General features: G+C 69.8%; 19 protein-coding genes. 10 read left to right on the forward strand and 9 right to left on the reverse strand.

From position 1 onward, the window contains the following. Positions 1-54: 54 nt before the first annotated feature. From OG555_RS35470 to OG555_RS35480, 3 genes are read left to right on the forward strand one after another with little or no spacing between them, the layout of a single operon-like run. Positions 55-516 (forward strand): Lrp/AsnC family transcriptional regulator, encoded by a 462-nt coding sequence (locus tag OG555_RS35470; protein WP_329477200.1) that lies wholly within the window; start codon positions 55-57, stop codon positions 514-516. Positions 517-534: 18 nt separating this feature from the next. Next, a complete protein-coding gene (locus OG555_RS35475; RefSeq protein ID WP_329477202.1) occupies positions 535-1371 on the forward strand; it encodes a hypothetical protein in 837 nt (278 codons plus the stop codon). After that, positions 1368-2183, forward strand: coding sequence for an SDR family oxidoreductase (locus OG555_RS35480; protein ID WP_329477204.1), 816 nt, complete (start codon positions 1368-1370; stop codon positions 2181-2183). Before OG555_RS35475 ends, OG555_RS35480 begins: the two co-directional genes overlap by 4 nt. On the opposite strand, the gene OG555_RS35485 is transcribed toward OG555_RS35480, so the two are convergent. From OG555_RS35485 to OG555_RS35495, 3 genes are read right to left on the reverse strand one after another with little or no spacing between them, the layout of a single operon-like run. Further along, the gene (locus OG555_RS35485; protein ID WP_329477207.1) at positions 2148-2594 is read right to left on the reverse strand and encodes a MarR family winged helix-turn-helix transcriptional regulator; all 447 of its coding nucleotides are present in this window, start codon (positions 2592-2594) and stop codon (positions 2148-2150) included. The genes OG555_RS35480 and OG555_RS35485 overlap by 36 nt on opposite strands. Before the next feature lie 30 nt (positions 2595-2624). Continuing rightward, the gene (locus OG555_RS35490; protein ID WP_329477209.1) at positions 2625-3065 is read right to left on the reverse strand and encodes an OsmC family protein; all 441 of its coding nucleotides are present in this window, start codon (positions 3063-3065) and stop codon (positions 2625-2627) included. A gap of 30 nt (positions 3066-3095) precedes the next feature. Next, positions 3096-3746 carry an SDR family oxidoreductase gene (locus OG555_RS35495; protein ID WP_329477211.1) on the reverse strand — a complete coding sequence of 217 codons (651 nt, stop codon included), beginning with the start codon at positions 3744-3746 and terminating at the stop codon, positions 3096-3098. A 42-nt stretch (positions 3747-3788) separates the two neighbouring features. Here OG555_RS35495 and OG555_RS35500 point away from each other — a divergent pair, with 42 nt between their 5' ends. Next, positions 3789-4571, forward strand: a complete 783-nt coding sequence (locus tag OG555_RS35500) for an alpha/beta fold hydrolase (protein ID WP_329477213.1) — start codon at positions 3789-3791, stop codon at positions 4569-4571. Here OG555_RS35500 and OG555_RS35505 read toward each other — a convergent pair. Further along, on the reverse strand, positions 4518-6422 hold the full coding sequence (locus tag OG555_RS35505; protein ID WP_329477216.1) for a propionyl-CoA synthetase: 1905 nt from the start codon (positions 6420-6422) through the stop codon (positions 4518-4520). The two genes, OG555_RS35500 and OG555_RS35505, sit on opposite strands and share 54 nt — an antisense overlap. 49 nt (positions 6423-6471) lie before the next feature. Between OG555_RS35505 and OG555_RS35510 the strand changes: the two genes are divergently transcribed. Beyond that, positions 6472-7392 carry a threonine/serine dehydratase gene (locus OG555_RS35510; protein ID WP_329477218.1) on the forward strand — a complete coding sequence of 307 codons (921 nt, stop codon included), beginning with the start codon at positions 6472-6474 and terminating at the stop codon, positions 7390-7392. Here the strand turns inward: OG555_RS35510 and OG555_RS35515 are convergent. Continuing rightward, the gene (locus OG555_RS35515) at positions 7385-7999 is read right to left on the reverse strand and encodes a rhomboid family intramembrane serine protease (protein WP_329477220.1); all 615 of its coding nucleotides are present in this window, start codon (positions 7997-7999) and stop codon (positions 7385-7387) included. The two genes, OG555_RS35510 and OG555_RS35515, sit on opposite strands and share 8 nt — an antisense overlap. 108 nt (positions 8000-8107) lie before the next feature. Here OG555_RS35515 and OG555_RS35520 point away from each other — a divergent pair, with 108 nt between their 5' ends. Together OG555_RS35520 and OG555_RS35525 are read left to right on the forward strand one after the other, a co-directional pair. Further along, positions 8108-9055, forward strand: a complete 948-nt coding sequence (locus tag OG555_RS35520) for a DUF389 domain-containing protein (RefSeq protein ID WP_329477222.1) — start codon at positions 8108-8110, stop codon at positions 9053-9055. Between the two features lie 166 nt (positions 9056-9221). Continuing rightward, positions 9222-10169 (forward strand): helix-turn-helix transcriptional regulator, encoded by a 948-nt coding sequence (locus tag OG555_RS35525; RefSeq protein ID WP_329477224.1) that lies wholly within the window; start codon positions 9222-9224, stop codon positions 10167-10169. 15 nt (positions 10170-10184) lie between these two features. On the opposite strand, the gene OG555_RS35530 is transcribed toward OG555_RS35525, so the two are convergent. The 3 genes from OG555_RS35530 to OG555_RS35540 form a co-directional block, all read right to left on the reverse strand. Then, positions 10185-10814, reverse strand: a complete 630-nt coding sequence (locus OG555_RS35530) for an HNH endonuclease family protein (RefSeq protein WP_329477226.1) — start codon at positions 10812-10814, stop codon at positions 10185-10187. 108 nt (positions 10815-10922) lie between these two features. Further along, on the reverse strand, positions 10923-11684 hold the full coding sequence (locus OG555_RS35535; protein ID WP_329477228.1) for a YaaA family protein: 762 nt from the start codon (positions 11682-11684) through the stop codon (positions 10923-10925). Continuing rightward, entirely contained in the window at positions 11681-12625 is a 945-nt protein-coding gene (locus OG555_RS35540; RefSeq protein WP_329477230.1) for an aldo/keto reductase, read from the reverse strand. The genes OG555_RS35535 and OG555_RS35540 overlap by 4 nt, the downstream gene beginning before the upstream one ends. Positions 12626-12659: 34 nt before the next feature. Here OG555_RS35540 and pepN point away from each other — a divergent pair, with 34 nt between their 5' ends. From pepN to OG555_RS35555, 3 genes are all read left to right on the forward strand, one after another. Beyond that, positions 12660-15116 (forward strand): aminopeptidase N, encoded by a 2457-nt coding sequence (gene pepN, locus OG555_RS35545; protein WP_329477233.1) that lies wholly within the window; start codon positions 12660-12662, stop codon positions 15114-15116. Positions 15117-15304: 188 nt separating this feature from the next. Beyond that, positions 15305-16630, forward strand: coding sequence for a septation protein SepH (sepH, locus tag OG555_RS35550; RefSeq protein WP_329477235.1), 1326 nt, complete (start codon positions 15305-15307; stop codon positions 16628-16630). A 410-nt stretch (positions 16631-17040) separates the two neighbouring features. Next, positions 17041-17454, forward strand: coding sequence for a hypothetical protein (locus tag OG555_RS35555; protein ID WP_329477237.1), 414 nt, complete (start codon positions 17041-17043; stop codon positions 17452-17454). A 1173-nt stretch (positions 17455-18627) separates the two neighbouring features. On the opposite strand, the gene OG555_RS35560 is transcribed toward OG555_RS35555, so the two are convergent. Continuing rightward, positions 18628-19011: a winged helix-turn-helix transcriptional regulator gene (locus OG555_RS35560; protein ID WP_329477238.1), complete on the reverse strand. Its 384-nt coding sequence runs from the start codon at positions 19009-19011 to the stop codon at positions 18628-18630. Positions 19012-19062 lie beyond the last annotated feature (51 nt).

The following is a 19062-nucleotide window of genomic DNA, read 5'->3' on the forward strand; positions in this document are numbered from 1 at the left end:
ATTCCTCCCGGCATCCGGCGCCCGTCGCCGGGGATTCACCGGTAGATTGCCGGTATGACCGAGACTCTCGATCCGACCGACTGGGCCATCCTGGCCGAGCTGCAGCACGAGGCCCGGATGTCGCTGACCGAGCTCGGCCGCCGGGTCAACCTGAGCGCCTCCGCGACCACCGAGCGGGTTCGGCGGCTGGAGTCGATCGGCGTGATCACCGCGTATCGCGCGGACGTCGACCTGACGAAGGTCGGCTACCCGGTGCTGGCCGTCGTCCGGCTCAAGTACCCGGGCAACAAGCACGAGCCGCTGCACCGGCTGCTCGCGGACCGGCGGGAGATCCTCGAGTGCCTCCGGACGACGGGCGACGACTGCTACACGCTGAAGGTCGCCGCGGCCTCGATGCCGCACCTGGAGGAACTCGTCAACGAACTCACCGAGTTCGGCAGCACCACCACCAACCTGGTCTACTCCCAGACCCAGCCCTACCGGGGTCCACAAAAGCCGGTGACCGATCGCCCCTGAGGATGAAAGCGTTGCCGGATGCTGACCGTCCTGGGCGTCACCGTCTCCCCCGGCCTGCTGGAGCGATGGGTCGACTGGCTCGCACCCGATGAGCAACCCTTCTTCCTCACCAAGAAGCAGGCCTCCCAGTGGGGGCTGCCAGTGGACGACGTACGCGAGCCCACCGCGGAGCAGCGCGACACCTATCGGACGTACTACGTCGACCGGAAGGCTGCCCGAATCAGTTGGCTGGACGAGGCAACGTACGCGGACCTGCCGAAGGCGACCCGGGCGGCGTTGGTCCGCGCCCAGGTGAGCCACGGCCGCGACGCCGTCCCGACTGTCCGCGGATGGTCGAGCGTCCTCGACGCTCGACAGCAAGCCGACGGGCATCGCTTCGTCTGGTGGAAGTCGCTGCTGCCCGATGCCGATGTCGTGCTACCACCGATCGTGAGCCGGGACCTCGGACCGAGCCGGCACGCTGAGGTCCGCACCTGGCCGGCGGAGTTGCCACGGGCTCGTGAACTGGCCGGCACGTTCCCGGACGGCAGCGGACCCAACTGCTTCGGGACGGTGATGGCGGCCTGTGGGGTCGATGGTGCCCAGGAGGTGTGGATGCAGCGTGAGCCGTTCGAGCAGTGGCTGGCGGGGCACACGACGCCAGGTGGGCGCGATGACGCACCGGGCACGGTTTTCGTGTGGCGGGACGCCGGCCAGGCGGTCCAGCACACGGCGATCACGCTCGGGGACGGGTGGATGCTGCACAAGCCGTCGCAGTCGTGGATGAGCCCGCGGAAGGTGCGGACCGTCGGCGAGGTCAAGCGGAGCACACGGACTGCCGGATGGCGGCTGCAACGTCGTAGTGTGGGGCTGTGAGGCTGCTCGTCACTGGGGCCACTGGACTCCTGGGGCGCGAGCTGCTGCGGTTGGCCGAGCACGAAGTGATACCGGCCTACCACTCCCAGCAAATACCGGGTGGAGTTCGGCTCGACGTACGGCGGCAGGACGATGTGCTGGACGTCCTCCGCAGAGTCCGGCCGGACGGGATCATTCACACCGCGTTCGACCAGGCCGACTGGGTGACGACGGCCGATGGTGCGGCCAACATCGCGGTCGCCGGAGCGGATGCGCGGCTGGTGTTCGTCTCGACCGATGTGGTGTTCGCCGGCCGGGCTGCGCCGTACGACGAGGACGAGCCACCCTGCCCGGTCACGCCGTACGGCGCGGCCAAGGCGGCTGCCGAGACAGCCATCCGGGCGATCGCTCCGTCTGCCGTCATCGCGCGTACGTCGATCATCGTCGGGCACGACGGACGGTCGGCGACCGAGCGCCTGGTGCACGCGGTCGCCGCCGGTCAGCCCGGCGCCTTCTTCACCGGCAACATTCGCTGCCCGGTCCACGTCACCGACCTGGCGTCGGCGCTCCTCGAACTCCTCACGTCCGACGTCACCGGGGTCGCCCATGTGGCCGGACCCCAAGCACTCAACCGTCTGGAGCTCGGCCGTCTCATTGCCATCCGGGACGGACTCGACCCGGACACGTTGCCGTTCACTCCCGGTCTGCCGTCGGACGTCCGCCTCGACAGCCGCCGTACCGGGAAACTGTTGACGACCCGCCTCCGCTCACCCGCCGAGTTCCTCGCCGGCCGAGGTCTACACCTTGCGGTCGGGCAGGAGGGCGCGCGCTAGTTGTTCGAGGGCTCGAGTCAGCTCGGCCACTCGAGCCGGGTCGTCCGTGCCGAGAGCGGTGGCGAGTGCGTCTTCGATGCCAGTCGCACGGACCTGGGCCAACCGGTCCGACACACCAGGCGTCTGGCTGACCAACGCACGCCGCCGGTCCGCGGGATCCGGCACCGTCTGCACTGCGCCGGATTCCTTCAGGCGGGCGATCGCCGTGGAGACCTGGCTCTGCGGGAGTCCGGTGCGGGTGGCGATCTCCCCCACCGCGCTGCCCGGGTGCTCGGCGATGTCGCTCGCCACGATCAGGACCATCCGAGCGCTCCCGGCGTACTTCCCCGCTCCGCCGGGCGCCCCGGGCAGCGCATCCTCGCCGATCTTCATCAACGCGCGCCCGAGCAGGAACAGGTCGACTCCGTTCACGCCCGCCAATCTACATCAGGCTAGATACATCTAGCCGGATACATCGTCGTTGACCGTCGTGGTGACCGGGGTGCCGAGTTCCACCGTGCGGCTGACCGTGCAGAGCCGATCGTGGGACATCTTGACCGACCGCGGCAGCGCCTCGCGGGCCTTGTCGCCGTCCTCGCCCTCGGGGAAGCGGACGGTGAACTCGACCGCGAGGTTCTCCATCCGGTTGCCCTCCTCGGCGTCGCGGACCTTGTCGCCGCGGACCACCGCGCGGAACTCGGTCGGCTCGGCCCGGCGGCTGACCACGATGTCGACGTCGATCGCCGAGCAGGTGCCGATCGCGGCCAGCAGCAGCTCGACCGGTGTGAAGTCGGTGTCGGCGCCACCGGAGCCGACGGTGATGCTGCCACCGCGCGCGTTCTCGACCCGGTAGCTGCTGTTGGCCAGGCGCTCGAAGTGCACCTGCCGCAGTGTGTCGCCCATAGCCGTCACAATCTGTTGCCAGCGGCAACGTCAGAGATTCGTCAGTGCCTCGGCCACCGGGGTGTCCCCGGCGATCAGCTCGAGGGTCCGGCCGATCGCGGCCGGGGTGTCGCAGAGGCCGGCCAGCACCAGCGCCACGTCGTCGCGGCTGATGCTGCCGTTGCCCGTCTTGTCCGCCAGCCTCACCTGACCGGTGCCGGCGTCGTTGGTCAGCCCGCCCGGCCGCAGGATCGTCCAGTCGAGGTCCCTGGACCGCAGGTCTTCCTCGGCGGCCCACTTCGCCTTCAGGTAGACGGTGAACACCTCGTCGTCGTGCAGCGAGTCCGCTCGGTCCGCGCCCATCGATCCGACCTGCAGGTGGCGTCGTACGCCGGCCTGCCCGGCCGCGTCGGCGAGCAGCGCGGCGGCTCCCCGGTCGACCGTGTCCTTGCGGTCCTTCCCGCTGCCCGGTCCGGCTCCGGCCGCGAAGATCGCGACATCCGCACCGGCCAGTACGCCGGCCACCGCCGCGACGTCGGCCTGCTCCAGATCCAGTACGGCGGCCTGCCCGCCGGCCGCGGCCAGATCGGCCTCGTGATCGGGGTTGCGCACCAGCCCGACGACCTCGTGGCCGTCACCGGCCAGCAGCTTCGTCAGCCGCAGCGCGATCTGTCCGTGTCCACCCGCAATCACGACTCGCATACCCCGAGCCTAACCCTCGGGAGAATCAGGCAGACTGCACCCGTGCCGCACACAACGACCGCCGACGGAACCCGGATCGCTTACCAGGTTCGCGGCGCGGGAAAGCCCCTCGTCCTCCTCGCCGGTCAGTCCAACAATCACCACTGGTGGGACCCTGTCCACGCCGACTTCGAGGGGACGTACCGGACGATCACGCTGGACTGGCGTGGGACCGGGGACAGCGACAAACCCGACGAGGTCTACAGCACGCCTGGGTTCGCCGACGATGTCGTGGCGGTGCTCGACGAACTGGGGCTGGCGAAGGCGCATGTCTACGGCACGTCGATGGGTGGCCGGGTCGCGCAGTGGATCGGGATCAACCATCCCGGCCGCGTGGACGCCCTCGTCCTCGGCTGCACGTCACCGGGCGCGGCACACGGGTACGAGCGCAGCCGAGAGATCCGCCGCGCTCTCGCCGACCCGGAGCGAACCGACAGCGTGCTCCTCGACCTGATGTACACCCCGGCCTGGCTGGCCGCGAACCCCGGCCCGTATCCGGTCCTCGGTGACACGAGCATGCCGTCGTACGCGAAGAGCCGGCACCTGGTCGCGAGCAACCGGCACGACGCCTGGGACGGCCTGCCCCACATCACGGCGCCGACGCTCGTCGTGCACGGGACGGACGACGTCTTCAGCCCGCCCGCCAACGCGCAACTCCTCGCCGACCGGATCCCTCGAGCGCGTGCCGAGCTCATCGACGGGGCCCGGCACGCCTACTTCCACGAGTTCCGGTCAGTCGCCGGGCCGCTGGTCCTCGACTTCCTGACGGCGCAGGATCGGTCGTAGCGCGTCCAGTACGGCGGGATCCTCGATCGTCGACGGGATCGCCTCGTCCCGGCCGTCGGCGATGCCGCGCATGGTCTTGCGCAGGATCTTCCCCGACCGGGTCTTCGGAAGGCCGTCCACCACGGACACGTCCCGGAACGACGCCACCGGCCCGATGTCCCGCCGTACCGCGGCCACCAGTTCTTCCCGCAGCACCTCTTCGGGGATGTCGACACCGGCCTTGAGTACGACGAGACCGCGCGGCAGCTGGCCTTTCAGCGGGTCGTAGACGCCGATGACCGCGCACTCGGCCACCGCCGGGTGCGCCGCGAGTACGGCCTCCATGCTTCCGGTCGACAAGCGGTGGCCGGCCACGTTGATCACGTCGTCGGTGCGGCCCATCACGAACAGGTAGCCGTCCTCGTCCCGGTAACCACCGTCACCGGTCAGGTAGTAGCCGTCGTACCGGCTGAGGTAGTTGTCGATGTAGCGCTGGTCGTCACCCCACAGCGTCGGCAACGCACCCGGCGGGAGCGGGAGCTTGATCGCAATCGCGCCCTCCTCGTGCGCGCGGAGTTGCTTGCCCAGAGGGTCGAGGATCTGCACGTCCCAGCCCGGCATCGGGACCGTCGCCGATCCGGGCTTGGTCGGCAACGGCTCGAGACCGCGGGGGTTGCCCGCGATCGGCCAACCGGTCTCGGTCTGCCACCAGTGGTCCACGACCGGTACGCCGAGATGCTCGTGCGCCCAGTGGTACGTCTCCGGATCGAGCCGCTCGCCCGCGAGGAACAGCGTGCGGAACGAATCGCGCGGGTACTTCGCCGCCTCGGCGGCCTCGGGGTCGATCTTCTTGATCGCCCGGATCGCGGTCGGTGCGGTGAACAGCGCCTTCGCGCCGTGCTCGGAGATGACTCGCCAGAAGGCGCCTGCGTCCGGAGTGCCAACCGGCTTGCCCTCGTACAGAACTGTCGTCGCGCCGACCAGGAGCGGCGCGTAGACGATGTAGGAGTGGCCGACGACCCAGCCGACGTCGGAGGCGGTCCACCACACGTCGCCCGGCCCGATGTCGTAGACGGCCCGCATCGACCAGGCCAGTGCGACCGCGTGCCCGCCGTTGTCGCGGACCACGCCCTTAGGCTTCCCCGTCGTACCCGAGGTGTAGAGGATGTAGAGCGGATCGGTCGCCGCGACCTCGACCGGGTCGACGGGCTCCGCCGAGGCGGTCAGTGCGGCCCAGTCGAGATCGCGCTCACCGAGTTTGGCGAGGGTGCCCTCGCGCTGCAGGACGATCGTGTGGTCCGGCTGGTGCTGGGCCAGCTCGAGGGCGGCGTCGATGATCGGCTTGTACTCGACCACGCGGGCCGGCTCGATCCCGGCCGACGCGGCGACGATCACCTTCGGGGTCGCGTCGTCGATCCGCGCGGCGAGTTCCTTCGGCGCGAACCCGCCGAACACCACGGAGTGGATCGCGCCGAGCCGGGCACACGCGAGCATCGCGATGACAGCCTCGGGGACCATCGGCATGTAGACGATGACACGATCGCCCTTGCCGACGCCGAGCGACGCGAGCGCGCCGGCGAACACCGCCACGTCGTCCCGGAGCTCCGAGTAGGTGTACTCGCGTCCTGTCCCGGTGACCGGTGAGTCGTAGATCAGCGCGGTCCGTTCGCCGTGGCCGGCCTCGATGTGCCGGTCGAGCGCGTTGTACGACGTGTTCAGAGCGGCGTCGGGGAACCAGCGGTACAGCGGAGCGTTCGCGGAGTCGAGCGCCCGCGTAGGTGGCCGGATCCAGGAGATCGCGGCCGCGGCCTCGAGCCAGAACCCTTCCGGATCCGCGAGACTCCGGTGGTAGCTCTCGTCGTACGCACCCATTTCTGGGCCTCCTTCAGTCGGCTCCGTTCCATCGTGGCAGGGTTGGGGCATGACAGTAAGTCTCGACGAGGTGCGGGCGGCGGCGGAGCGGATCGCCGGACGGGTACGGCGTACTCCGGTGATCGAGGTGGCGCCCGGGCTCACGTTCAAGCTGGAGTTGTTGCAGCACACCGGCTCCTTCAAGCCACGTGGCGCGTTCAACCGGCTGCTCACCGCGAAGGAGAGCGGTGAACTGAGCGGCCAGGGCATCGTCGCAGCATCGGGTGGCAACGCGGGTCTCGCCGCGGCCTACGCGGCCCGGGAGCTCGGCGTACCGGCCCGCATCTTCGTCCCGGAAACGACGCCGATCGCGAAGCTCTCCAAACTCCGGACGCTCGAGGCGGACGTCGTCCAGGTCGGCAGCGAGTACGCCGAGGCGTACCAGGCGGCCGTCCAGGCGCGGGACGGCTCGGGCGCGTTGCTGGTGCACGCCTATGACCAGCCGGAGGTCGTGGCCGGTCAGGGCACCGTCGGGCTGGAGCTCCTCGAGCAGGTGGATGGCTTCGACACGGTCCTGATCGCGGTTGGCGGTGGCGGGCTCATCGCGGGCATCGCGACGGCGATCGGCGACAACGCCCGCGTCATCGGCGTGGAGCCGGTACTGGCGCCGACGCTCCATCGGGCTCTGGAGGCCGGCCGGCCCGTCGATGGTTCGGTCGGCGGCGTGGCGGCGGATTCGCTCGGTGCCCGTCGGCTGGGAGAGCTTGCGTTCGCGGCGGTGCGGCAGCACGGCGTGCGCTCGCTGCTCGTCGACGATGAGCCGATCATTGCCGCCCGCAATGAGCTGTGGCACGACCACCACCTGGCCGTCGAGCACGGTGCGGCGGCCGCGTACGCCGCGCTGACGTCCGGCGCCTACCGACCGGCGGCCGGCGAGCGGGTGGTCGTCGTGATCTGCGGGGCCAACACCGATCCCGCCACGCTTAGCTGACCGGAGACCGCTTCGGCTTGTCGTCGGCCAGGACCCATGCGGCCAGGATGCCGGCGATACCGCCGAACAGGTGGCCCTGCCAAGAGATCCCGTCCTGCGGTAGCAGGCCGCCGAGCAGCGCACTCCCCCACACCACCACGACCACGATGCCGATCAGCACCTGGCCGAGTCGCCGGTTGAACAGACCCCGCGTGATCAGGTAGGCGGCGTACCCGAAGACCAGGCCGCTGGCGCCGATCGTGATCGTGTTCGGCGGGGAGATCAGCCAGGTCCCGAACCCGCCGATCACGACGACCATCGCGGTGACCGCGAACAGCCGGCGCGCGCCGCTGACGGCGATGATCAGGCCGAGGGTGACCAGGGGCAGCGTGTTCGAGATCAGGTGGCCGAAGCCGAGGTGCAGGAACGGCGCGGTGATGATGCCGACCAGGCCCTGCGGATCGCGGGCGATGATCCCGTACTGATCGAGTCGCCCGTGCAGCGCGGTGTCGACCACCTCGCTGAGCCACATCAGGCCGACCAGAGCGACGAGCAGCTTCACGCCACTCGCGATCCGGGCGGTCTCCACGGACCGCCCAGTCCGCCGCGCCGGAGTCTGGGAGCTCATAACCCAACGATGCCGCATCGCCCCAAGTGTCAGCCCAAGGTCGGGCGCGGCGACAGCACACAGTGACGTCTGGAACACCCGGCGTGGCCTGGGAGGATGTGGGCCGTGATGCATCTTCGACTCATCGCTCCCTCGGATCGCAGCGAGCGCGTCCTGGACAAACTCGTCGCCGACCCCCGGGTGACCAGTGTCGTCCGCCTGCCAGGTGCCGCACACCGGCCGGAAGGGGACGTGATCGAGTGCGATGTCACGCGCGAGGCGACCTCGGACATCCTCACCTTCCTGAAGCACGAGGGCCTGTACGACGACGGCGCGGTCGCGGTGAGCGCGGTCGACGCAGCCCCGTCGCGGAACGCTCGCGCGACCGAGAAGGCCGCACTCGGCGCGCCCGACGACGCCGTGATCTGGGACGCGGTCGTCGACCAGGCCTACACCGAGGCCAGCGGTTCGTGGGTGTACTACGCCTTCCTCACGCTGGCGACGATGATCGCCGCCGTGGCCGTCGTCACCGACTCGTCGATCCTCGTCGTCGGCGCGATGGTGGTGGGTCCGGAGTTCGGCGTCGTCGCCGCCATCGCGGTCGGGCTGGCACTGCGCAACGCCGGGCTGACCTGGCGAGCGCTCCGGTTGCTGGTCTGGGGCTTCCTGCTCGCGATCGCCCTGACCACGATCGCGGCGCTGCTCGCACGGGCGGTGGGATGGATCGACGTCGGCGACGTCACCGCTGATCGTCCCCTGACCGGCTTCATCTGGCGGCCGGACAGGTGGTCGGTGGTGGTCGCCGTACTGGCCGGATGTGCCGGGGTGCTGTCACAGACCGCCGGGCGGGCCAATGCGTTGGTCGGCGTGTTCATCTCGGTGACCACGGTGCCGGCCGCCGGCGACCTCGCGTTGTGTCTCGCGCTCTGGGTACCTGGCCAGATCGGGGGCGCCGCCGCGCAGCTCGGGATCAATCTCGTCGGGATGACCATCGCCGGCGTGCTCACCCTGCTCGCACAGCGGATGATCTGGCGGGTGTATCCGAGGATCAGGGCGGGCGCGCGCGTTGAGGCTTGACCGGGCGTCCCCTGTCCGGTCCGCGCGCGCCCGGCAGAGACAGGATTACCCCAAGCAGGGGCCAATCGCACCTGACGGAACCCTGACGTATCCCGGACATGGCGCGAAGTCGCCACCAACCGAAAAGGAGTCCACCTGGTTCCAGGAGACGAGATAACCTGATCGAATGCTGGAATCGGTGGGGGTGGAGCCACCCGACGAAGAGGCATATCGGGTGCTGTTGTCGGCGCCCGGCTGCACCATCGCCGAGCTCGCCAAACACCTCGACCGCGACGAGCGCGAAGTCGCCACGACCGTCGAGCGGCTCGAGCGGCTCGGCCTGCTGACCACCACCGCGGACCACCCCGTGCGGCTGCTGCCGACCCGACCGGATGTCGCGGTCGACGCGCTGGTCGCCGTACGGCGGGCCGAGCTCGACCGGGTACGCGCCGAGGCTCGCGTGCTGCTCTCCGAGGTCCGGGCGCAGGAGCAGCACCGCCCGGAGAATCTGGTCGAGGTGATCGTCGGGCAAGAGGCGATCGCGGCCCGCTTCGCCCAGTTGCTCAACGGCACACGTCACCAGTTGCTGGTGCTCGACCGGCCGCCGTACGCCTCCCGTCCCGGCGAGACCGACCCCCGGGTCCGCGGATTGCTCAACGAGGGTGTGGTTGTCCAGGGCATCTACTCTCCCGACTCCCTCAACGTTCCGGGCGGCGTCGACGAGGCCTACAGCGCGGCCGACGCCGGCGAGACCTCGCGGGTCCATCCGCAGGTCCCGATGAAACTGGCTGTGTTCGACCGGAAGATCGCACTCCTGCCGTTGTCGGTCGATCAGCTGGTCGACAGTGCCCTCGTCGTTCATCCCTGTGCGCTGCTGGACGCGCTGATCGAGATGTTCTCGCTGCTCTGGGACCAGGCCGTGCCCGTCGTACCGTCGCCCATGACGGACCCCACGGACGCGCGACTGATGACGTTGCTCGCGGCCGGCTTCAAGGACGACGCGATCGCGCGGCAACTCGGCCTGAGTAGTCGTACGGTCGGACGGCGAGTGGCCGAGTTGATGGAGGCGCTGGGTGCGCGGACCCGGTTCCAGGCCGGTATCCACGCCCAGCGACGCCAACTTCTCGACGACTGAATCAGGCCGGCTGACTCAGCAGGTGCCGAGCATCTGCTGCAGAGCGGTCTTCTCCGCCGATTGCAGCGACAGACCGTACGTGTACTTCACCCAGATCCACTCGCGGGCGTAGATGCAGTGCACCGACGTGTTCGTCGGCTTCCAGGAGGCCGGGTCGGAGTCGCCCTTGGACCGGTTGCTCGACGCGGACACGGCGATCAGCTGCGCGATGCTCAGGTCGTTGGCGAACTGCTGGCGGCGAGCGGTGGTCCAGGCGTTCGCACCGGACTTCCATGCTTCGGCGAGCGGCACGATGTGGTCGATGTCGATGGACGAGGAGGATGCCACCCAGGTGGCGTCGTACACGCTGTACCAGCTCCCTGCTGTCGGCTGGCAGCTGCTGTTGACGGTGACACCGGTGCCGTCGCGCTTCAGCACCACTTCGCGCGTGTCACAGGTGCCGGACTGGGTGATCCAATGCGGGAAGAGATCCCGGCTGTAGCCGCTCGTCGAGCCCTCCGTCTTCACGGTGAGGCTCGCCAGTTCGGTGGCCGCTGTCGTGGCCGACGGCGGGGTCGGTGGGTAGGCCAGCGCCGGACCGGCGCTGAGGGTCCACGCCGCGGTCGCGGCGACTGTGGTGATGGCAGCAATGATCGAACGTCGCATCGGTCAGGCCTCCGAGGGTAGGGCGGATCCCCCCTGACGTGCTGCCCTCAAGCCTTCCCCGGTCACGCGCGGTGAGAAACCACTCACCGGTGAAAGCCATGTGAACGGTCAGTCGTGCTCCACCACGGTCAGCGTCCAGCCACCGGCGGCCCGATCGAGCTCGGCGCTCCACCGCTCGGCCACGAGCTTGTGCAGGGCTTTCGGCGTACCGGGGTCCTTGCCGGACTCGAGCAGGTGCCGCGCGACCAGGCCGCGGGTGTGCTTCGCGTTGTGCGACACGACCGTGCGGACGCCGTCGCGCTCGCGCACAACATTCACCGAGACCCACTTGGCTGCCCGCTCGCCAGTGGGTCGCCAGGCAGCGACGTACGTCGACGACCGGCAGTCGACGATCACACCGTCGGCCTCGGCCAGGGCAGCGTTGAGCGGGTCGCGCCACACCGATGCGAGCGGCCCGAGACCGGGAAGAGTCGTACCCATGGACAACCGGTACGGCGGGACGCGATCGGCCATCCGCAGCGCCCCCCACGCGGCGGACACCACGAGCAGACGGTTCCCTGCACGCCGCTTGCTTCCTGCTGACAAGGTCGCGTAGCCGAGCGCGTCGTACAGCACGCCGGAATACAGCTCCGCCACCGGTACGGCCGGCTCGGTGCGCCAGCGCGTGTTCCGGTCCACCTCGTGCTGCAGTGATGCGCCGACCCCGAGGACGTCGTACGCGTCGGAGGAAGCGGAGACCTTCGCCAGCGTCTCGAGGACCTGCTCACGGACGGGATTGAGATCGGGAAACGACAGCGTCGACTGGTCGACGGCGCGCCCGCGGGATCGCCCGCTCTTGCCCTCCGACGGCGGCAGAACAATCAGCGTCACGTGAGCTCGTCGAGCGCGGCCAGGTCGGATGCGGTCGGGTCCCACAGGCCGGCTGCGACGTTCTGTGCGATCTGCTCGGGCGTGGTGGCGCCGGCGATCACCGAGGCGACCGCCGGCTGCGCGGCCAGGCCGCCGATCGCGACGTCGATCAGGCTCAGGTCCCGCTCGGCCGCGAACGTCTCGAGGGCCTCGATCTTGTCGAAGTCCGCGTTGGCCAGCCGGTCCGGCTGGGTCGCCAGGCGGGTGCCGTCCGGAGGCGTCTCGCCGCGCTTGTACTTGCCGGTGAGCAGGCCCGAGGACAGCGGGAAGAACGGCAGGATGCCGAGACCGAGGTGCTCGCAGGCGGGCGCCAACTCGTCCTCGACCTCGCGGTCGAGCAGGGAGTACCGGTTCTGCGCGCTGACGAAGTGCTCCAGCCCCGCGGTCCGCGCGGCCCAGTCCGCGTCGACCACCTGCCAGGCCGCGAACTGCGAGCTGCCGATGTACCGGACCTTGCCCTCGGCAACGAGCTCGGTCAGCGCGGCGAGGGTCTCCTCGATCGGCGTGACCGGGTCCGGGACATGCAGCTGGTAGAGGTCGATCCAGTCGGTGCCGAGCCGCTGCAGGCTCGACTCGACCGCCTTGCGGATGTACCGGCGGGAGCCGCGGACACCCCAGTCCGGCCCGTTCGCCCCGTGCATGTCGCCGCCGAACTTGGTCGCGATGACCACCTCGTCGCGGCGGTCCCCGAGCGCCTTGCCGAGCAGTTCCTCGCTGAACCCGTGCTCGCCGTGATAGACGTCCGCGGTGTCGAACAGCGTGATCCCCGCGTCGACCGCGGCGTTCACCACCGCGTCGGTCCGGGCCGCATCCAGCCGCCGCCCGAAGTTGTTGCACCCCAGCCCGACCGTGCTGACGGTAAGCCCAGAGTCGCCCAGCTGCCGGTACTCCATCTCGCTCATGTGCTCACCCTAATCACGGCATAGAGTTGCCGACATGCCGAGTCTCACCGTCGACGGGGCCCGCACTCGGGCCGCCGCGCTTTCCGTCCAGTCGTACGACGTCGACCTCGACCTCACCCAGGGCGAGCGAACGTTCGGATCCACCACCACGATCAGGTTCACGGCCTCGAGTCCGACAACCTGGCTGGACGTCAAACCGGACGAGCTGACCTCGGTCACGCTGAACGGTACGGCGGTCGACGTGGCCGGCCTGAACGACGGACGGCTCGAGCTGACCGACCTGCAGCCGGAGAACGAACTGGTCGTGGTCGCGTCGATGCTGTACTCCCACGACGGCGAGGGACTGCATCGTGCGGTCGATGCCGCCGACGGTCTCGTCTACACCTACGCGATGTCGTTCCTCGACGCCGCGCCGCGGATCTTCGCGTGCTTCGACCAGCCCGACCTCAAGGCGCCGTACCGGATGAAGGTCACCGCGCCGCCGGAGTGGCTGGTGCTCGGCAACGGGGCCGCCACCCAGGTCTCCCCCGGCCGCTGGGAGCTCGCCGAGACGCTGCCGCTGTCGACGTACTTCGTCACCGTGGTGGCCGGGCCGTACCACCAGATCACCGACTCCCACGACGGCATCCCGCTCAGCGTGGTGTCGCGGCAGTCGCTGAAGGACGCGCTCGACCGTGAGGCCGAGGACATGTTCACGGTCACCAAGCAGTCCTTCGACGAGTACCACCGGATGTTCGGTTACCGGTACCCGTTCGGTGAGTACCACCAGGCGTTCGTGCCGGAGTTCAACGCCGGCGCGATGGAGAACCCGGGCTGCGTGACCTTCCGCGACTCGATGGTGTTCCGGTCCGCGGCGACCGACGCCGAGCGCGGCAACCGGGCCCGCACGATCGTCCACGAGATGGCGCACCAATGGTTCGGCGACACCGTGACGATGAAGTGGTGGAACGACCTCTGGCTGAACGAGTCCTTCGCGGAGTACATGGCCCACCGGGTCTCGACCGCCGCGACGAACTACCAGGACAACTGGATCGACTTCGCCTTCATCCGCAAGTGGTGGGGCCTGCAGGCCGACCAGCGGTCCTCCACCCACCCGGTCGCCGCCGACGCGGTCAAGGACGCAGCATCCTCCCTCGACGACTTCGACGGCATCTCCTACGCCAAGGGCGCGGCGGTCCTCAAGCAGCTCGCCGCCTACCTCGGTGACGACGTCTTCCTGGCCGGCGTCAACGCCCACATCCGCGCGAACGAGTTCGGCAACGCGACCTTCGCCGATCTGGTCACCAAGTGGACCGAGGCCGGCGCCGTCGACCTCGAGACATGGGCACAGAACTGGCTGCGCACTCCGGGCCTCGACACCATCAGCGCCTCCCGGACGGCGACCGGCATCAAGCTGCACCGCACGGTGCCCACGGCCTACCCGGCGTCCCGGCCGCACAAGCTGACCGTCGGCGGGTACGACGCGGACGGTCGCGGTACGACGGTCGACGTACTGCTGGACGCGGACGAGGTGGAGGTCGCCCTCGATCCGTCGCTCGCGGTCGTGATCCCGGACGCCGGTGACGACACCTGGGCCAAGATCCGGCTCGACGCGGAGAGCCTGGCGAACCTGCCGTCGGTGCTGCCGAAGATCGAGGACGGCGTGACGCGGGCCGTCGTCCTGAACAGCCTGCGGGACTCGGTCGCCGAAGCCGAGCTCGATCCGAAGCTCGGGTTCGAGGTCGTGCTCGGGTTGCTGCCGACCGAGACCAGCGACATCGCGGTCGGCACGATGCTCAACTGGGCCAACACCCACCTGCTCGGTGTCTACCTGCCATACGAGCCGTATCGCGGCCGGCTGGCCGACGCGATCGCCGCCCGGCTCCAGACCGCGCCGGCCGGTTCGAGCCTGCAGCTCGCGGCGGCCCGTGGGGTGGCGCGCTTCAGCGACGACGTCGAGCTGCTCAAGGGCTGGCTCGCGGATGACGGCGTACCCGAAGGGCTCGCGATGGATGCGGACCTGCGCTGGCTGGTGACCGGGCGGCTCGCGCGGCTCGGTGCGATCGGGGACGCGGAGATCGACGCCGAGCTGGAGCGGGACACCTCGTCGGAGGGCGTCGTCCATGCGGTCCGCTGCCGGGCCTCGCTGCCGACGGTGCAGGCCAAGGAGCGGGCGTGGACGCAGATCATGACCGACGCCGACATCGCGAACTACGAGCTTTACGCCGCGTGTGAAGGGTTCTGGCATCCCACGCAGGTCGAGCTCACCGCGCCGTACGTCGACCGGTACTTCGCCGAGATCGCGGGCACCGAGAAGCTGCGGTCCGGCTGGGTGGTGGCGCAGAGCGCGAAGCTCGCGTTCCCCCGGTACGCCGTCGAGCAGCGGGTCGTCGACCGGGCCGCCGACCTGGTCGCGGACGAATCGGTCGCGGCCGGAATCCGGCGGTCGATCGGCGACAGTGTGGACGACCTGAAGCGTGCTCTTGCGGTGCGTTCGGCGTTCGGCAGCTGACACGTGAGTCGCGGTCACACCGTGTTGTGACTACTGTGGCTGGTGTGATCAGGAGGACCCTGATGACCAGGCAAGATGTGATTTCGTGACGTAACCTCCACAATGACCGGGCGGCACGGCGCGCCGGTCTTGGTCAGGCCGTACGTCCCGGGAGAGACTGTCAAGAACCGCACAGGAGAACAAAGGCAATGCGCGAGGCGAGGCTCGTCGGTCTGAGCCAGGATGGCAAGCAAGTCATCCTGGCGATGGCAGAGACGGGTGAGGAGTTCGCCATCCCGGTCGACGACCGGTTGCGTGCGGCCCTCCGCGGCGACCGTGCCCGACTCGGCCAGCTGGAGATTCAAATGGAGAGCGCGCTGCGCCCACGAGACATCCAGGCTCGTATCCGCGCCGGCGAAAGTCCCGAGGCGGTCGCAGCCGTCGCCCAGATGCCGATGGAACGCGTGATGGCGTTCGCCGGCCCGGTCCTGGCCGAGCGGGACCACATCGCCAGCTTGGCGCAGCGCGCGTCCGTCCGTCGCCGGGGTGGCGCCGACGCCCCGGCGCGCAACCTCGGCGCCTGGGTGACCGACCGGTTGCGCACCCGCCAGGTCGACCCGGCGTCGGCCGAGTGGGACGCGTGGCGCCGCGAGGACGGCCGCTGGGCGGTCCGGGTCTCCTACTTCGTCGAGGCCGACGACGAGGCGGAGCAGAAGGACGAGAAGATCGCCATGTTCGCGTACGACGCTCCCGGTCGGTACGCGGTCCCCGACGACGACGAGGCCCGCTGGCTGGTCGGCGAGCAGGCCCAGGTGCAGGCGCCTCCGATCCAACCCACGCATCAGCCGGGCGAGCGCCGGCTGACCGCGGTCGCCGACATCGACCTGTCCGTTGCTCCCGATCACGGTGCCGACAGCTACGAGGCCGGCTTCGAGGACACCGTCAGCCTCCCCCGCCGGAACCACCCGGTTTCCCGCGAGCAGACGCGCGACCAGGAGCGTGGTCCGCGCCGGGTCCACTCGGTCCCGAACCCGGACGACGAGCCGACGCTGATCGACGTACCGATCGATCAGCCGCCGGCGCTGCGGCCGTCGGTGCGCGCCGTCGAGCGTTCGGCGCAACCCCCGGCAGAGACCGCGACGTTCGCACCCCCGGAGGAGCGCTCGGCCGCGCCCGAGAACCCCTTCACCGAACGCCGAGCGACCCCTGACCGCGGCCCGGCCCCGGTCCGCCAGGCCCCCGAGTCCCGCGGCCCCGCCGAGCGCCCTGCACCGGACTCTCGTACCGTCGAGCGCCCAGACGCTGCCCCGGCAGACCGCCGGTCGGCCGCTCCCACCGAGCCGGCGCAGCCGACCGTGGACCCAGCCGCTGAGCCGTCGGTTCCGCAGCCCGATACGGAGGCGCCGGCCGCATCGGCCGAGCCGACCGCCACGGAAGAAGCTGCCGAGCCCAAGAAGAAGCCGGCCCGCCGCGCCTCGAAGCGGGCCAGCGTCCCGAGCTGGGACGAGATCATGTTCGGCAAGAAAGCCGACTGATCCACCACTCGGCCTCCCGTCGACCTCGGCCACCCCGTCGCGGCGACCATCGCCTCTCGGCCATCCCGCCGTGTCGACTGGCCGACGTTGCCGCTGAGTCAGCCCGTGCTGGCTAGATTGACTCAGGTGCTGCACAAGCTCCTGATTCGGCGAGTCGTGGATTGCGGCTGTTCCCCCGGGCGGTTCGGCGACCCCGATCCACGACTCGGCGGCTGCTTGCTGACACATCACGGACAGTTGTCCCAGATGGCGGACGGTGTTTGGCGCGCGTGGGGAGGTCTGTCATGATCTTCGGCATGCAGATCCTGCTGTGTTGTTGCTGTTGTCGCTGACGCGCGCCGTCTCCGGCGCACGAGGCCCTGCCCCTTTCCGTGGCCCGCCCGCCGACACAGCACTCACAGGGACTTCGCATGAATCTCCCGGCCTTCGCCGATCTGCTCGCGTCTCGTGGTCTCCGACTGCTCTCCGGCTCGCACGCCGTCCCGGTCGAGCTGCTCGTTCAGTTGCCCGACGCAACAATCGCCCGGTTCACCGCCCGCGGCACGACGCTGCGCCTGCGCCGCTACTCCCCCGACGCGTTGACCGCCATCACCATCGCAGCCGAGTGCGGCTGCGGTGACCACCACCCCCAGACCGGGCCCACCCGCGTCGCCTTGAGCCGGTACGCCGTACCCCTCGACGAACGCACCATCGACGGCGAGCTCCTCTTCGGCTGGCGGCACCACGAAGCCGGCCTCCTCCGCCTCCCCGACGCCGCCACCCACTTCTTCACCCTCCTCGACCAACTCCACTCCCCCGCTCGCCAACTAGTCGGCGTCGCCTGACCGGAAACGGACTCCGTAAACGGAGGTGTCCGGGTGGGGTCGAGCCGAGTGCGGCGGCGGCGCCGTCTGGCGGCGCTCCCGGGACGAGCACCGGAGCAGCACCTTCGAGGAGGTGTGCCTGCTTGCGGACGCCGTGATGACACCGGCCACGGCCCGGAGGTCTGGACGCCTGATCGTGGGAGCCTGAACTGCCCGATCCCCGGCAACCGAGAGCTCCACACACCCCGACCACCCCGCGCCACCCGACCCTGCGGGCATCCCAGGGGGTGGCCGCTGTCCTGTCGTCCGTGGGTGCCCCGGGGACGCCTACTCGGTGTATCCGCACCTTGACGATGGGGCGGGCGCGCATGACCGAGACCGCCCCGTGGCGGACGGTGCCCTGCGTGACCCCACCCGACGACCAACCCCATCCCGGCCGACACCCCGGCGCCAGCCCCGTCGCTGCTCGCCGCCACCCGGCGCCCGGCTGCCTGGCTACCCCCGCCCGGCTGGGCCTCGGTCGGTCACTTTGTGCACCAGATCCGTACGGCACCGGACTCCGCGTACGGATCTGGTGCACAAAGTCGATCTCTGCCGTGGCCGAAGCCGGTTCGGCCAGGGTCCGGGCTCGATTCCGCGGTGCTGGCAGACTCAGCAGGCAGGCGCGGTCCTGGCCGGTCACGCTCCGATCCGGGCCGGCGGTGAGCTGACGATGGGGGCTGGTGAGTGTCTCAGGTCCGCACCCGCACGGATCCCGCAACCGCGGCATCGACACCGCCAATCTCCGGCGCGGTTTCAGGCGGCATCGACGCTGCCAATCTCCGGCGCGGTTTCCAGTGGCGTGTGCGGCGCCGTCTGGAGGGCGGGAGTGCGGACACCATGCCGGGGCCTGGAACACCTCATGACCTATCGCAGGTCCCGACACCTTGTCCTAGGTCCGTCAGCTCGCGCCCCCGCCGTACGGACTGGTCGACAACGCCTGCTTCTGTCCGAAGTCCGGCCGCGGTGTACGTGGTGCGGGCCCGACGCTGCTCCGTACGGCGGCGGTCGGTGAGGGCTGTCGTTCGCCCGACTTTGTGCACCGGTCGAGCGTTGCAGCGGTGGGTCGATGGTTGATCGGTGCACGTGGTCGGGCGGAACCGGCGACCCACGGGATCCCCTCGACTGTTCGGGGCGGCCGGGACCGGGCGGGGTTCAGGGGCGGCGGTGGGCTGGTTCGTGGGTGTCGAAGTGGTTGCGGGCCTGCTCGACCTTGGTCAGGTTGGGGGACCAGTCGGCGAGTGAATGGAACAGCGGGGCCAGGCTGCGGCCGAGGTCGCTGAGTTCGTACTCGACGCGCGGCGGGACCTCCGCGTGGTACGTGCGGAGGATCAGTCCGTCTCGCTCCAGTTGCCGGAGCCGCTGCGTCAGGACCTTCGGCGTGATCACGCCGATCCGACGCTGAAGCTCCACGAACCGCTGCCGGCCGTACTCGTTCAGCGTCCACAGGATCGGCGTCGTCCACCGGCTGAACACCAGATCCACCACCGGCGCGATCGGACAGGCCTGCACCGGATCCACCGCTGTGCTCTCGCTCACAAACCCGCCTCCCAGCCAATACTTTCCTCTAGGTACCTACTATCCCACGGT

It is taken from the genome of Kribbella sp. NBC_01484 (genome assembly GCF_036227145.1).
Taxonomy (GTDB): Bacteria; Actinomycetota; Actinomycetes; order Propionibacteriales; family Kribbellaceae; genus Kribbella.